The sequence below is a fragment of the Vibrio owensii CAIM 1854 = LMG 25443 genome (assembly GCF_000817815.1).
Lineage (GTDB): Bacteria > Pseudomonadota > Gammaproteobacteria > Enterobacterales > Vibrionaceae > Vibrio > Vibrio owensii.
On record NZ_JPRD01000012.1, the window covers coordinates 1 to 12,071 of the forward strand.

Consider the following 12,071-nt stretch of genomic DNA (forward strand, 5'->3'; position numbering starts at 1 on the left):
CTCCGACATTCAAGTGGCACACAGGTGGCCCTATTCAGCGTTTCTTCCAGCAACAAGTTCAAGAAGCTTTCTTCCAGAGCTATTTCTCTGCTGAAGATGAAAAGCTAGTGATGGCAACGGGCTTAATGAGCTTGCCAACCAACAAGAAGATGCAGAAAAAGCTACAAAAGGTCATTGATGAGTTTTATCAGATCTGTCAAAGCGACGACTCATTGGACATGAATGAGAAGCACGGTACCTCTCTGGTGATTGCAATGCGTCGTTGGACATTCCCGCTGTTTAACCCTTGGGAACGCAAATAGGTACTACCTGATGCTCGATAAACTCAAAAGCCTATCGGTCAGGACGAGACCTATTCTCCCTTTATTCATACTCATCGCGTTTGGTGGTTTTGCGGTGTTCATTGCCACACTCTTGCAACTTTCTGATGTGGTTAAGGAGTCTTATCTTATTCCGAGTGGCGTAACGGCGTTGTGGGCGCTTGCCGCTTGGGTGATGATCTCAAGCTTTCAGCGTGTTCCTGAACTTACGCCGAGCCTCGGCTTTTTCAAACGAATGAAAGCTCGCTTGGTGCGTCTGTTCTTTTATTTGGTGACATTAGGCTTTATTGGACTGTCTGGCTTTATCTTGTTCGTTACATTGAGAATGCTCAGCGTCTGGTTTCGACACTAAGCTCATCTCGTAACGTATAAAAGCACCAACCCGTGCAATATCACAAATTAATGAAACCAAAAGTATCGCAAAGTGTTACTTTTGGTTTCTCATAACGTAACTCTTTTCTTCGTGCTAGCTTCCTAAAACGCAACCTTTAAAGTGCTCCCATCTCAAAGCGATTTTGCAATTACGGAGCCAGCATGTTTCTCACTAAACGATTCTTCCCCTATTTCGTAACTCAGTGCCTTGGTGCACTGAACGACAATATCTACAAGAATGTTCTCTTGTTGATGGTGACCTACAGCCAAATTGACTCACTACCGATGTCGGTCGACCTCTTTGTTAACCTTGCAGCTGGCTTATTTATTCTTCCCTTCTTTCTGTTTTCTGCCCACGCAGGTGCGATTGCCGACAACATGGACAAAGCCAAGTTAATCCGCCGCTTAAAACTTATTGAATTAGTGATAATGAGTTGCGCAGCGACGGCTATCATGACGCAGAGTGCCATTCTAATGCTGGTTCTACTCTTCATGACTGGTACTCAATCGGCTTACTTCGGCCCTGTGAAATACGCCCTACTTCCTCAAGCGCTAAAATCTGATGAGCTAGTGAAAGGTAACGCTTGGGTTGAGATTGGGACTTTCCTTTCAATCCTGATTGGTACATTAAGCGCAGGTCTATTGCTTGCAATTCCAAATGGTATGCTTATCGCCTCTTGTATTGTGATTACGCTGTCACTACTGGGCTTTTTAAGCAGCGCAAACATCCCCTCTCTGCCAAGTAAGAAAAGTGACAAAGTAAAATTCGAACCTGTTACTGGTTTGAAGAAAACACTCAAACTGGCACAAAAACAACGCGGTATTTGGATGTCGATTCTAGCGATCAGTTGGTTCTGGTTTATGGGCGCAACTTACCTAACTCAATTCCCAAACTTTGCTCGTGAACACCTATTTGCAGACAGCACTGTGGTTTCTCTGTTGCTGGCTCTGTTCTCAGTTGGTATCGCGACAGGCTCATGGTTATGTGAAAGGCTGTCTTTCAATCAAGTTGAACTAGGTATTCTGCCATTTGGTATTTTGGGCTTAACAATTTTCAGTGCCGACCTACTATGGGCAGTACCTGCAATCGAATCTTTCCCAAGTCAGTATTACGATGTAAAAAGCTTTGCCGCTCAGTCTTCGCATATTCGAGTAATGATCGACTTGTTCTTGGTTGGTGTGAGCGGAGGCGTATTTATTGTTCCCCTTTATGCGTTTATCCAATCGCGCTCAGAAGAAGGCGAATGTGCTCAATCTATTGCGGCAAACAACATCATGAACGCACTGTTTATGGTCGCTTCCGCTGCTGTTTCTATCTTGGTGTTAAGTGTTTTAGAGTTCTCTATTGTTGAGCTATTTGCCATTTTGGCCGTCGGTAACTTCATCGTGGCGATCTACGTTTACCGTCAAGTACCTGAGTTTACTCAGCGCTTTGTTAGCTACTTACTGAGCCACTGTCTGTATCGAGTTTCGGTAACCGGTCGTCAGCATATCCCAGAACAAGGCGCTGCGCTGATTGTGGCAAACCATGTGAGCTATGTAGACGCTTTGATTCTAATGGGTACATCAACCCGTCCAGTTCGATTTGTGATGGACAAATCAATCAGTGAGCTGCCTGTTCTTAAGCACATTTTTCGTCATGCTGGCGTTATCCCAATCTGCTCTCCACGCAAATGCGCAGAGACTTACAAAAGAGCTTTCGAACAGATTGAGCAAGCTCTTAATAACGACGAGGTAGTTTGTATCTTCCCTGAAGGTCGTTTGACCTCAAATGGCGAACTGGGCGAGTTCCGACCGGGTGTTGAGAAGATTCTAAAACGTACACCGGTTCCCGTGATTCCAATGGCCTTAAAAGGCTTATGGGGCTCTTTCTTCAGCCACAAAAATGGACATGCATTAACGAAGCGCCCTACTCGCTTTTGGTCTCGTATCGAAGTCAATATCGGTGAGCTATTGCAACCAACCACGTTAGATCGCCATTTGTTACAAAAAGAAGTGCAAGATTTGCTAATTCGCTGACAGTAGTCGTGTGGAGAATCTAGTAGGATAAAATCAACGTCATAAATCTAGGAGGTATTATGAAAATCATCATCTTACATGGTCTTTATATGCATGGGCTGGTCATGCAGCCTCTTAGCCAAAAGCTGAGAAAGCTGGGCTACGAGACCCAAGTATTGAGTTACAACACGGTTTCAATTAACGAAGAGTCGCTGTTCGATTCCATCGACAAAGCACTTAATCCACTGACTGCAAATGTGTTGGTGGGCCATAGCCTAGGTGGTTTGATGATTAAACGATACCTCGCGAGCCGAAAGCCATCGACAAGTCTGGTGTCACACGTTGTGGCAATTGGATCGCCACTGAAAGGCGCATCTATCGTCACTCGCATTCAAGATTTGGGATTCGGTGCGATGCTTGGTAACTCACCGTATCACGGCCTTAACAAGCACGAAGATGTTTGGACTTTCCCACAAAAGCTCGGCAGCATCGCTGGCACAATGGGCATTGGCGCTAGGCCTATTCTCATGCACAAAGACAATACAATGTCTGATGGTACGGTTACTGTAGATGAAACACGTTTAGAAGGCATGCAAGATCATATAGAGACGAAACAGACTCACACTAGTCTTATCTACAACACCTATGTACCCGCGCAGATTGATCACTTTATCAAAACTGATCACTTCAGCAGATAGCGCACTTTTCCATCAAGTAGTTGCAATCTACTTTTCAAGCCAAGGCGTTCGCAGTACTATCTCTACTCCGACCACTCATTTGAGTGTCGGAGTTTTTTACTTCTAACCATATTGGTTGGATTCAATGTTCTCAGGGCGGGGCGAAATTCCCCACCGGCGGTATACTCTTTTGAGTGAGCCCGCGAGCGCTCGATTCGTCGAGGTCAGCAGATCTGGTGAGATGCCAGAGCCGACGGTCATAGTCCGGATGAAAGAGAATAAGAAAACATCAGCGGTTTCCTCAACGTTCTGTGTTGATGAACACTGGTGCACTTCTTTTTGGATCGCATTTTTTATTGCGTGGTTTTGTGCCATCTTACAGTTGGCGGCTCATTGCCTGCATAGAATGTGACGATCCCTCATACCGCCCTGATTCTGGTGATATTTAGGAGTTAACCATGAATCAGTCATCACTACTTGCCGAATTTGGCGACCCAATTACTCGCGTTGAAAACGCACTTATCGCATTAAAAGAAGGCCGTGGCGTGCTTCTTCTTGACGATGAAGATCGTGAAAACGAAGGCGACATCATTTATTCCGTAGAGCACCTGACTAATGAGCAAATGGCTCTGATGATCCGCGAATGCAGCGGCATTGTGTGCCTGTGCCTGACAGACACTCAAGCAGACAAATTGGAACTGCCACCAATGGTTGTGAACAACAACAGCGCAAACCAAACGGCTTTCACGGTTTCTATTGAAGCGAAGCAAGGCGTAACAACTGGCGTTTCTGCCGCTGACCGTGTAACAACTATCAAAACAGCAGCAAACCCAAATGCAAAACCAGATGACTTAGCTCGTCCTGGTCATGTATTCCCTTTGCGTGCTCGCCCTGGTGGCGTCATGACTCGTCGTGGCCACACAGAAGGCACTATCGATCTGATGCAAATGGCCGGTCTGCAGCCTGCAGGTGTGCTTTGCGAGGTGACAAACCCAGATGGCACCATGGCAAAAGCACCAGAGATCGTCGCGTTTGGTCGTTTACACAACATGCCAGTGCTGACCATCGAAGACATGGTTGCTTACCGTAATCAATTTGATTTGAAGCTAGCGTAATCAACACGCATTTGCTCTAGTCGAAAGCCGCTGAACTCAGCGGCTTTTTTGATCGATTTGATTCCTTTGCGAGTAGTTATACTTAGTAAAAACAAAAGGAATCAACATCATGAAGGGAATCACTCGCAGCGCACTTACCGCAACACTACTCTCCACCAGCTCTTTGGCTTTTGCATCGAGCTGTCCAGATATCTTGCAAGGAAAGCAAAGACTTTTAAATTCAACGGAAGAAATAGAGCTGTGTGACGCCTTCAAAGGCAAAACGCTACTGGTAGTGAACACCGCGAGCCAGTGCGGCTTTACCCCTCAATTCGAGCAATTAGAGCAATTGCATCAGACTTACAAAGATCAAAACTTTGCCGTTGTGGGCTTCCCTAGTAACGACTTTCGTCAAGACCGTGGCAGTGAAGAAAAAACCGCCAAAATTTGCTACCTCGACTACGGTGTTACCTTCCCTATGATGGCGCGAACCTCTGTTCTTGGCGAGGATGCAAACCCAGTATTCGCCGAGATCAGCACTCAAGCGGGCGTGACACCGAAATGGAACTTCTACAAGTTCTTGATCAACAAAGAAGGTAAAGTCGTTGCGACCTTCCCAAGTTCAACCTCTCCAACAAGTACTACGCTTACTAACATGATTGAACAGCAACTGTAAGGAAGGCTGCCATGACGACCACACGTACGACAATGCTGCAATTAGGTTATTTAGGACTGCTGCCCTTTCTGTTCAGCTTGGTTCTCATCGTTACCGAAAGGACTTTGTTTAACTTATCTGGGGAGCAGTTTTTTATTGCTTACAGTGCGGTGATTTTGAGTTTTCTTTCCGGGGTACTTTGGGGCAACGCCATTGATCATTTCTACCATCGATTGAGTCGAAATGCCTTGGTGCTAAGTAACTTATTCGTATTGCTTGCTTGGGGAGCATTGCTGCAAGGTAACAAGCATTATGTCATCGCGACTCTGTTATTGGCAGCTGGCTACATTGCCGTTTGGTACGCGGAAAAGCTGATTCGAAGAGTAGAAAAAGAGGCGGAGCCAAAAGGGTATCAGATGATGCGAGGCAAGCTCACGACCGGTGTGGTACTTATGCATGGGTTGGTTTTAATTGCTTAAACTGGTCTGTCCACCTACCAGATCACAAAATTAACCAAGTTATATAAAACAATGTTCATTTCGTGAAGCGCGCGTAATTTTGAACACCGTTTTGTTTTAATTATGAATGGATGGTCATATAAGTATCTCAAAAGCATTCACAAAGGATATGAATATGTTTTTTCGTAAACTTCTTTTTAGTACCGCAGTTATCAATGCAACAGCGGGTTGTGTGTCTTATCAAGCACAACAGGCTGCGGTCAATACGGTGAATACCACTGGAGTGGTTCTTAACAACGTAGTGAAAACCACCATCGCTCAGCCTTGTAACGTTGCCGTCACTGTTGCTAGCTTGTTTTATCCAAATGCGATTTTTATGACTGATATGCCAACCGCAGCTTGCACGGCAGTGCTTCGCTAACGCAAAATGAACATAAAAAAATGGCGACCTCATTGGTCGCCATTTTTATTGATGTGATTATAGCGTTAATAAGTAGTTCACTAACGCGTTGTAATCATCGTAGCTGCGGATCTCATTTGGCAACACAATGTACTTGTTGTTCACCACAACACCCGGAACCCCAGTCAATGTGCTTTGTTTGAATTGTTTATCAAAACCTTTCTGCATAGAGTTCACTGCAAAGCTGTTGTACGCCGCATCGAACTTCTTGCCATCGACGCCGTTATCAATGAACAGTTGCTTAAGCTCTGCTTCGTTTTGAGGTGCTTGACGCTTCTGATGAATTTGCGCAAACATCGCTGGCACCATCTTATCCTCAACACCTAGTGACACCATTGTTGCGTAAGACTTCGCCATTGGAATTGCCATATCACCGCCCATAAATGCGACATGCACTTTCTCAAAACTCGCGTCTTTCGGTAATGCTGGTTTCAAGTTGTCGATGACAGATTCAAATTTGTAACAGTGTGGGCAATAGAAAGAGAAGAACTCAGTGACTGTCGGTGTTTTTGCTTTCTCTACATCCAAGATTTTGTAGTGTTTACCCGCTTCAAATTGCGCAGCGTGAGCAGTGAATGCAAGTAATAGAGTGCTGCAAAGAGCAAATAGCTTTTTCATGTTTGATTCCTTTGGGCACAGGTGTGCCGTATTCATTTGTTAATGTTTAAAAGTCCAGCAGTGCTGGTTTGCGATGAATAAAAGGATCAAACAATAGGAGGACGGTAAGGCTTATAAATCACTGTCACTGCTTTTGGGGTGGGTGATTTATCAATCAATGCAAGACTATGCGGTAATAAAATCACATCATCTTGTAAGAGGTTGGTTGGTATTTTGACGATACAAGAAGAGCTACAACTGGTGTGTACTTGCTGCCCTTTCTCCATCAGATGATCACCATGGTGTGATTCAATACAGTCCGTATTGTCCACGCCCATTTTTTGATGAAGCTCAGCCGTTCTATCGTTATTCGAACTCACTTCGATTGGCGCTGTGGCTGCACGCACACTCGACGCTACGCCCGTTAGCAACATGGCTAATAGACAGAGCATTGTCGTCATAAATGTACGGTTAAAACTCAGCATATAACTTCTTCAAAATACGGTGAATCTTCATCATACAGAATCCTTCTTTTCATACAAGCCAATCACTTCATGCTAGGTTCACAAACAAGACGATTCTGACACTCGATACCGACTGCAATGCCGATAACACTTGAAATCACTATGAAACCTGAGTAATAGTTAGATCAGTTTTTGTACAGACAAGGAAAGATTAATGCTTAAAAAGAGATTCTTTAAAACAAAAGATGAAGTCGAAGTCACGTTCGAGCTAGACAAAAACCAGTGGGAGTCGATTCAAATTGCAGGCGATTTCAACAACTGGCAACCAGAACCAATGAAGCTCGTGAAGAAAAGTGGCCAGTTTAAGTTTAAGACGCGCTTGCCGAAGGAACAGAATATCCAGTTCCGTTACCTATTCAACGAAGCCGAGTGGGAAAACGATCCACAAGCAGACGCATACGTGCCAAATGGCTTTGGTAGCGATAACAGCGTTGTATGCACACAAGAGCAAATCGCTTAAGAACGCAATTCAGAAACAAAGGCGCACCGAGTGCGCCTTTTTTATTGTCTAATTTTCATTGAGTTATTGCTTATTGTTGCCATATGACAACAGTGTTTTAACTGAAGTGATATATATCAACAAAAGCCATTTCCTTAATATATCCACATCGCAGCGAAACAGGTGTTCTTGACTAAAAGCTGCTCTCAAACGAAAGCGATTCTTAAATTATTAAGGAAACAAAAGATGAAAAAACTGATTGTAATCACAGGTGCAAGTTCTGGTATTGGTGAAGCTATCGCACGCCGTCTAAGCGATGAAGGTCACCCACTTCTTCTTCTTGCTCGCCGTGTAGAGCGCTTAGAAGCACTAAACCTGCCAAACACGCTATGTGAAAAAGTAGACGTTACTGAAAAAGCTTCATTTGAAGCGGCAATTGCTAAAGCAGAAGAGAAATTTGGCCCTGCTGACGCATTAGTAAACAACGCCGGCGTAATGCTACTTGGTCAAATTGACACACAAGATGCATCAGAGTGGAAACGCATGTTCGACGTGAACGTACTTGGTTTGCTAAACGGCATGCAGTCTGTGCTAGCACCAATGAAAGCACGTAACAGCGGTACTATCATCAACATCAGCTCAATCGCAGGTAAAAAGACGTTCCCAGACCATGCAGCTTACTGTGGTACTAAGTTCGCGGTTCACGCAATTTCTGAAAACGTTCGTGAAGAAGTAGCAGCATCAAACGTTCGCGTAACAACAATCGCACCGGGCGCAGTAGAAACTGAACTGCTTTCTCACACTACATCACAAGAAATCAAAGATGGTTACGGTGCGTGGAAAGAAGACATGGGCGGCGTGCTAGCTGCTGATGACATCGCACGTGCAGTTGTATTTGCTTATCAGCAACCACAAAACGTTTGTATCCGTGAGATCGCTCTAGCACCAACTAAGCAACAGCCTTAATCTCTGCGATTCTAAGACGAAGAAATTCAAAAAGCGGCTTTAAGCCGCTTTTTTGTTGCTGTAATCAAACGGATCTAAAACGGCATTACTTCCTCGGTTTAATCGTTCGATAAGCCACATCAGTTAGGTAGTCATTGAGACGATGTGATGCCGCGACCGCTTCCTCAGCATCAGTATGGCTGACAGCGCGTAAAACGGCAGCATGAAGAGAAGATGCTTCAACCAAATCTGAGTCTTGGTTTTTAAATGCAAACCAAAAGCGGCGGGATAAGCCTTGTAGTGGTGCCATTGCTAACTGTAGATACTCATTACATGCAGCTTTGACGAGCAAGGTATGGATTTCTTTAAGTAAAGACGCGTAAAGCAGATCATCTTTGTTTTCTGCACAAGCTTCTAACTGCTCTGCCAACATTAACATCTGCTGTTTCTCTTCAACACTTGCTCGCGAGGCAGCGTAGTTGACACATAAAGCTTCAATGTCGCGACGGACTTCTAAGATCTTTAGTTGGCTCTCGACAGAGATTGCTGGGATTTGAATTCCACGTCGCGGGTGGATCTCAACCATACATTCATAAGCCAATCTTTGTAGCGCTTCTCGAACTGGCGTTCGCCCAAGTTCTAACTCTTCTGCCAACTGTTTTTCACTGACCATGCTCCCTGGTTCTAATTCGCGGAAGATGATCATTTTTTCAAGTTTGCTGTATGCAACTTCTGTCTTATTGACTGAATTTACGGTCATTCTCGTTCCTATTCCATTGATCAATCTTTTAGTGAGCAATCTCACGATAAGAAGTTTTGCCATTGTACCAAAAAAAGAAATCCGAATATATTAAAAACATACAACTGATATATCAGATGAACATCAGTCATCTATTAGTGAGGTAAGAATGAAATCTTGGAACATTATCCGTCGTTATGAACACACTCCTGACCTACCTGTTTTGGCTGAAGTAGAAGTGTTAGTCATTGGCGGAGGTCCTGCTGGTGTTGCCGCAGCTGAAACGGCTGGTCGTCTAGGTAAAAACACTTGGCTAATTGAGAAATACGGTTTTTGCGGTGGTGCTGCCGTCGCGGGCTTATCTGGCACTATTTGCGGTATGTACATGGCATCGGATGATGAAAAAGCACAACCAGAACAAGTGGTATTCGGCTTTACAGAACGTTTTCGTCAAGCATTAGAAAACAAAGGTGGCGTCACAGCCCCACAACGTTACGGTAAAACGTACACAGTGACGCACGATCCTTTGATGTGGCGTGAAGTAGCAGATGATTTCCTAGAGCAAGCAAATGTCAAAACTCTATTCCATACGTCAGTCACTGGCGTGATCATGGAAGGCGATGCATTTAAAGGCGTGATCATCGAATCAAACGCAGGTCAAAGTATCATCTTAAGTAAACAAATCATCGACGCTTCTGGTGATGCTGCTGTGGTAGCTCGTGCGGGCATGGATTATTACTTTGGCGACAATGGTCGTATTCAAAACCCAACCATGTTCTTCCGTTTTGGCGGTGTTGATATGGACACTTATCTTGACTACTACGGCAACGACACGATCTGCCCTCCAAAAGTCACCGAAAATATTCTTGCGGCCAACGAAAGCGGCGAATACCAGTTGCCACGTCATAAGATTTGGATTTTTCCGACCACACGAGCGAACGAGCTGATGGTCAATGCGACACGCCTTGCAGGCCAAGATGGACGCATGCTGAACGTCATTGATCCTGAAGATTTCACAGAAGCAGAAGTGTTTGGTCGTCGTCAAGTTCGTGAGTACGCCCGTTTCTTGAACAACTTTGTTCCAGGTTGTGAACAAGCATTCGTTGTCGACACCGGTGTAGAAGTCGGCATTCGTCAAACGCGCTCTATTGTTGGTGTCGAAACGCTAACTAATGAAGACGTTGTTAACTGTCGCAAGCGTGAAGACGGTATTTGCCGTACCCCTTGGCCTATTGAATTGCACTCCGGCGACAAACCAAAACTGCACTGGCTAATTAACGATTACTACGACATCCCATTCCACACGCTAGTGCCAGTGGTTGGTGAAAATATCATTGTTGCTGGTCGATGCTTGAGCGCCGAACACGAAGCGCTTGCTTCTGCTCGCGTCACCGCGCAATGCTTTGAGCTTGGTCATGCAGCTGGCATTGCTGCTGCACAAGCGATTGATACAAATACGGCGATTCGTGACCTAAATGTCGCGGAGATTCGCGCCACCATGATTAAAAATGGCTCACGCCTGTAAGGACTGAAAAATGACCGATCTAAAAATTGAACGTGTAGAACTTTACGCTGTAGCAGACCGCGATGCAGCACCTGTACCATGGGCAGATAACCAAGAACCTTTGTTATACACCAATAACATCGTCCGTCTAATTTGTAACGATGGTACAGAGGGGTTAGGCGCAACAATCAGCTACACAGAGAATGATTTTGACCGTTGCATTATCGAATCTCAACGCACCATAGTTCCAGGCTTACTGGGTAAAAATCCATTGGCAACTCAAGAGCTCTACAACTGGTTAATGGCGCGTTGTACTTGGGGTGGTCTGCCGGCTAAAGCGCCAATTGATATCGCTGCATGGGACATCAAAGGCAAAAAAGCGGGCATGCCTCTTTACATGCTTTTAGGTGGCGCTCGAAACAAAATGTTGTCTTACGCATCGACGCCAATGTTCGACACTGTAGAAGAGTACTTCCCGTACCTAGACGACTGTATTGCGCACGGCTTTAAAGCAATCAAACTTCACTGCTACTGCGTGTACGAAAAGGACGTCGCCCTTGTTGACGCAGTTCAAGCTCGTTACGGCAAAACAGGCATTCGATTCATGCTTGATACGGCAACCTTCTACACGCCAGAACAAGCAATGGCAATGGCAAAACGCCTAGAAAGCTACAACTGGGAATGGTTAGAAGCACCAGTTTCTGATTACGACTACAACACTTACAAACGCCTAGTTAAAAACACCGACCTTGAAATTTCTAGCCATGGTAACTGCTTGTTAACCCTGCAAGAAGTGACCTATGCCTTATCACAAGAGATGTGGTCTGACATTCGTCAAGACGCGACTGTTTGCGGTGGTATTACACCTCTAAACAAATGCTTCCACATTGCAGAGGGCTTCTCTAAGAACTTAGAGATCCAATCAATGGGTTACACGCTAACGCAAGCCGCAAACCTGCACGTCGCTCTTGCGCATAACAACTGTAAATTCTTTGAACAATTCTACCCTTACGAAGACTTTGAGCTAGCGTCGAAAACCGTTATCCGCACCGACAAAGAAGGTTATGTCCGTGCTCCTGAAGGCAACGGCTTAGGTGTTGAAATGGATTGGGACAAAGTGAAAGAAATGTCTGTGGCGTCGTACGTTTTCGAATAAACCGCATGCTTCACGACATAAACAATTAATACAGAGACAGCAAAAGACTGACATCCCTCTAACCCTACACTGTCTGCCTTTCTAATTACTCGTATGGGAACGGGAGAAAGGCAGACACCATGAGTGTCAGTGA

Annotated in this window: 14 protein-coding genes, 1 pseudogene and 1 riboswitch; of the genes and pseudogenes, 12 read left to right on the plus strand and 3 right to left on the minus strand. The window is 45.0% G+C overall.

The features are described 5' to 3' along the window. From H735_RS06700 to H735_RS06735, 8 genes and pseudogenes are all read left to right on the plus strand, one after another. Positions 1–302 (plus strand): annotated as a pseudogene (locus H735_RS06700) (helix-turn-helix domain-containing protein); the annotation flags it as partial. Between the two features lie 10 nt (positions 303–312). Further along, entirely contained in the window at positions 313–672 is a 360-nt protein-coding gene (locus tag H735_RS06705) for a hypothetical protein (RefSeq protein WP_020194103.1), read from the plus strand. A 182-nt stretch (positions 673–854) separates the two neighbouring features. Further along, positions 855–2,711 (plus strand): MFS transporter, encoded by a 1,857-nt coding sequence (locus H735_RS06710; protein ID WP_020194102.1) that lies wholly within the window; start codon positions 855–857, stop codon positions 2,709–2,711. A gap of 59 nt (positions 2,712–2,770) precedes the next feature. Next, complete coding sequence (locus H735_RS06715; RefSeq protein ID WP_005442468.1) at positions 2,771–3,388, plus strand: PGAP1-like alpha/beta domain-containing protein; 618 nt, start codon at positions 2,771–2,773, stop codon at positions 3,386–3,388. Positions 3,389–3,510: 122 nt separating this feature from the next. Continuing rightward, positions 3,511–3,651: riboswitch (FMN riboswitch) on the plus strand. Positions 3,652–3,825: 174 nt separating this feature from the next. Beyond that, positions 3,826–4,482, plus strand: coding sequence for a 3,4-dihydroxy-2-butanone-4-phosphate synthase (gene ribB, locus H735_RS06720; RefSeq protein WP_020194101.1), 657 nt, complete (start codon positions 3,826–3,828; stop codon positions 4,480–4,482). Positions 4,483–4,591: 109 nt separating this feature from the next. Then, complete coding sequence (locus H735_RS06725) at positions 4,592–5,137, plus strand: glutathione peroxidase (RefSeq protein WP_020194100.1); 546 nt, start codon at positions 4,592–4,594, stop codon at positions 5,135–5,137. An 11-nt stretch (positions 5,138–5,148) separates the two neighbouring features. Continuing rightward, positions 5,149–5,595, plus strand: coding sequence for a DUF3429 domain-containing protein (locus H735_RS06730; protein WP_009704798.1), 447 nt, complete (start codon positions 5,149–5,151; stop codon positions 5,593–5,595). Between the two features lie 154 nt (positions 5,596–5,749). Beyond that, the gene (locus H735_RS06735) at positions 5,750–5,995 is read left to right on the plus strand and encodes a hypothetical protein (RefSeq protein WP_005433479.1); all 246 of its coding nucleotides are present in this window, start codon (positions 5,750–5,752) and stop codon (positions 5,993–5,995) included. Between the two features lie 57 nt (positions 5,996–6,052). Here H735_RS06735 and H735_RS06740 read toward each other — a convergent pair whose 3' ends face one another. Next, positions 6,053–6,652, minus strand: a complete 600-nt coding sequence (locus H735_RS06740; RefSeq protein WP_020194099.1) for a thiol:disulfide interchange protein DsbA/DsbL — start codon at positions 6,650–6,652, stop codon at positions 6,053–6,055. 86 nt (positions 6,653–6,738) lie between these two features. After that, on the minus strand, positions 6,739–7,116 hold the full coding sequence (locus tag H735_RS06745) for a hypothetical protein (protein WP_009704800.1): 378 nt from the start codon (positions 7,114–7,116) through the stop codon (positions 6,739–6,741). A 193-nt stretch (positions 7,117–7,309) separates the two neighbouring features. Between H735_RS06745 and H735_RS06750 the strand changes: the two genes are divergently transcribed. Then, a complete protein-coding gene (locus H735_RS06750; protein ID WP_009704801.1) occupies positions 7,310–7,615 on the plus strand; it encodes an isoamylase early set domain-containing protein in 306 nt (101 codons plus the stop codon). A gap of 225 nt (positions 7,616–7,840) precedes the next feature. Next, complete coding sequence (locus H735_RS06755) at positions 7,841–8,560, plus strand: SDR family oxidoreductase (protein WP_005442483.1); 720 nt, start codon at positions 7,841–7,843, stop codon at positions 8,558–8,560. Positions 8,561–8,645: 85 nt separating this feature from the next. Here H735_RS06755 and H735_RS06760 read toward each other — a convergent pair whose 3' ends face one another. Then, complete coding sequence (locus H735_RS06760) at positions 8,646–9,299, minus strand: GntR family transcriptional regulator (protein WP_010451199.1); 654 nt, start codon at positions 9,297–9,299, stop codon at positions 8,646–8,648. A 148-nt stretch (positions 9,300–9,447) separates the two neighbouring features. Between H735_RS06760 and H735_RS06765 the strand changes: the two genes are divergently transcribed. Beyond that, on the plus strand, positions 9,448–10,803 hold the full coding sequence (locus H735_RS06765) for an FAD-dependent oxidoreductase (protein WP_020194098.1): 1,356 nt from the start codon (positions 9,448–9,450) through the stop codon (positions 10,801–10,803). A gap of 10 nt (positions 10,804–10,813) precedes the next feature. Then, positions 10,814–11,938 carry a mandelate racemase/muconate lactonizing enzyme family protein gene (locus tag H735_RS06770; protein WP_020194097.1) on the plus strand — a complete coding sequence of 375 codons (1,125 nt, stop codon included), beginning with the start codon at positions 10,814–10,816 and terminating at the stop codon, positions 11,936–11,938. The last annotated feature ends 133 nt before the right edge of the window (positions 11,939–12,071 follow it).

Coding starts and splice junctions, on each gene's coding strand:
- H735_RS06705 (WP_020194103.1), top strand. CDS start 313: ATGCTCGATAAACTCAAAAGCCTATCGGTCAGGACGAGACCTATTCTC.
- H735_RS06710 (WP_020194102.1), top strand. CDS start 855: ATGTTTCTCACTAAACGATTCTTCCCCTATTTCGTAACTCAGTGCCTT.
- H735_RS06715 (WP_005442468.1), top strand. CDS start 2,771: ATGAAAATCATCATCTTACATGGTCTTTATATGCATGGGCTGGTCATG.
- ribB (WP_020194101.1), top strand. CDS start 3,826: ATGAATCAGTCATCACTACTTGCCGAATTTGGCGACCCAATTACTCGC.
- H735_RS06725 (WP_020194100.1), top strand. CDS start 4,592: ATGAAGGGAATCACTCGCAGCGCACTTACCGCAACACTACTCTCCACC.
- H735_RS06730 (WP_009704798.1), top strand. CDS start 5,149: ATGACGACCACACGTACGACAATGCTGCAATTAGGTTATTTAGGACTG.
- H735_RS06735 (WP_005433479.1), top strand. CDS start 5,750: ATGTTTTTTCGTAAACTTCTTTTTAGTACCGCAGTTATCAATGCAACA.
- H735_RS06740 (WP_020194099.1), bottom strand. CDS start 6,652: ATGAAAAAGCTATTTGCTCTTTGCAGCACTCTATTACTTGCATTCACT.
- H735_RS06745 (WP_009704800.1), bottom strand. CDS start 7,116: ATGCTGAGTTTTAACCGTACATTTATGACGACAATGCTCTGTCTATTA.
- H735_RS06750 (WP_009704801.1), top strand. CDS start 7,310: ATGCTTAAAAAGAGATTCTTTAAAACAAAAGATGAAGTCGAAGTCACG.
- H735_RS06755 (WP_005442483.1), top strand. CDS start 7,841: ATGAAAAAACTGATTGTAATCACAGGTGCAAGTTCTGGTATTGGTGAA.
- H735_RS06760 (WP_010451199.1), bottom strand. CDS start 9,299: ATGACCGTAAATTCAGTCAATAAGACAGAAGTTGCATACAGCAAACTT.
- H735_RS06765 (WP_020194098.1), top strand. CDS start 9,448: ATGAAATCTTGGAACATTATCCGTCGTTATGAACACACTCCTGACCTA.
- H735_RS06770 (WP_020194097.1), top strand. CDS start 10,814: ATGACCGATCTAAAAATTGAACGTGTAGAACTTTACGCTGTAGCAGAC.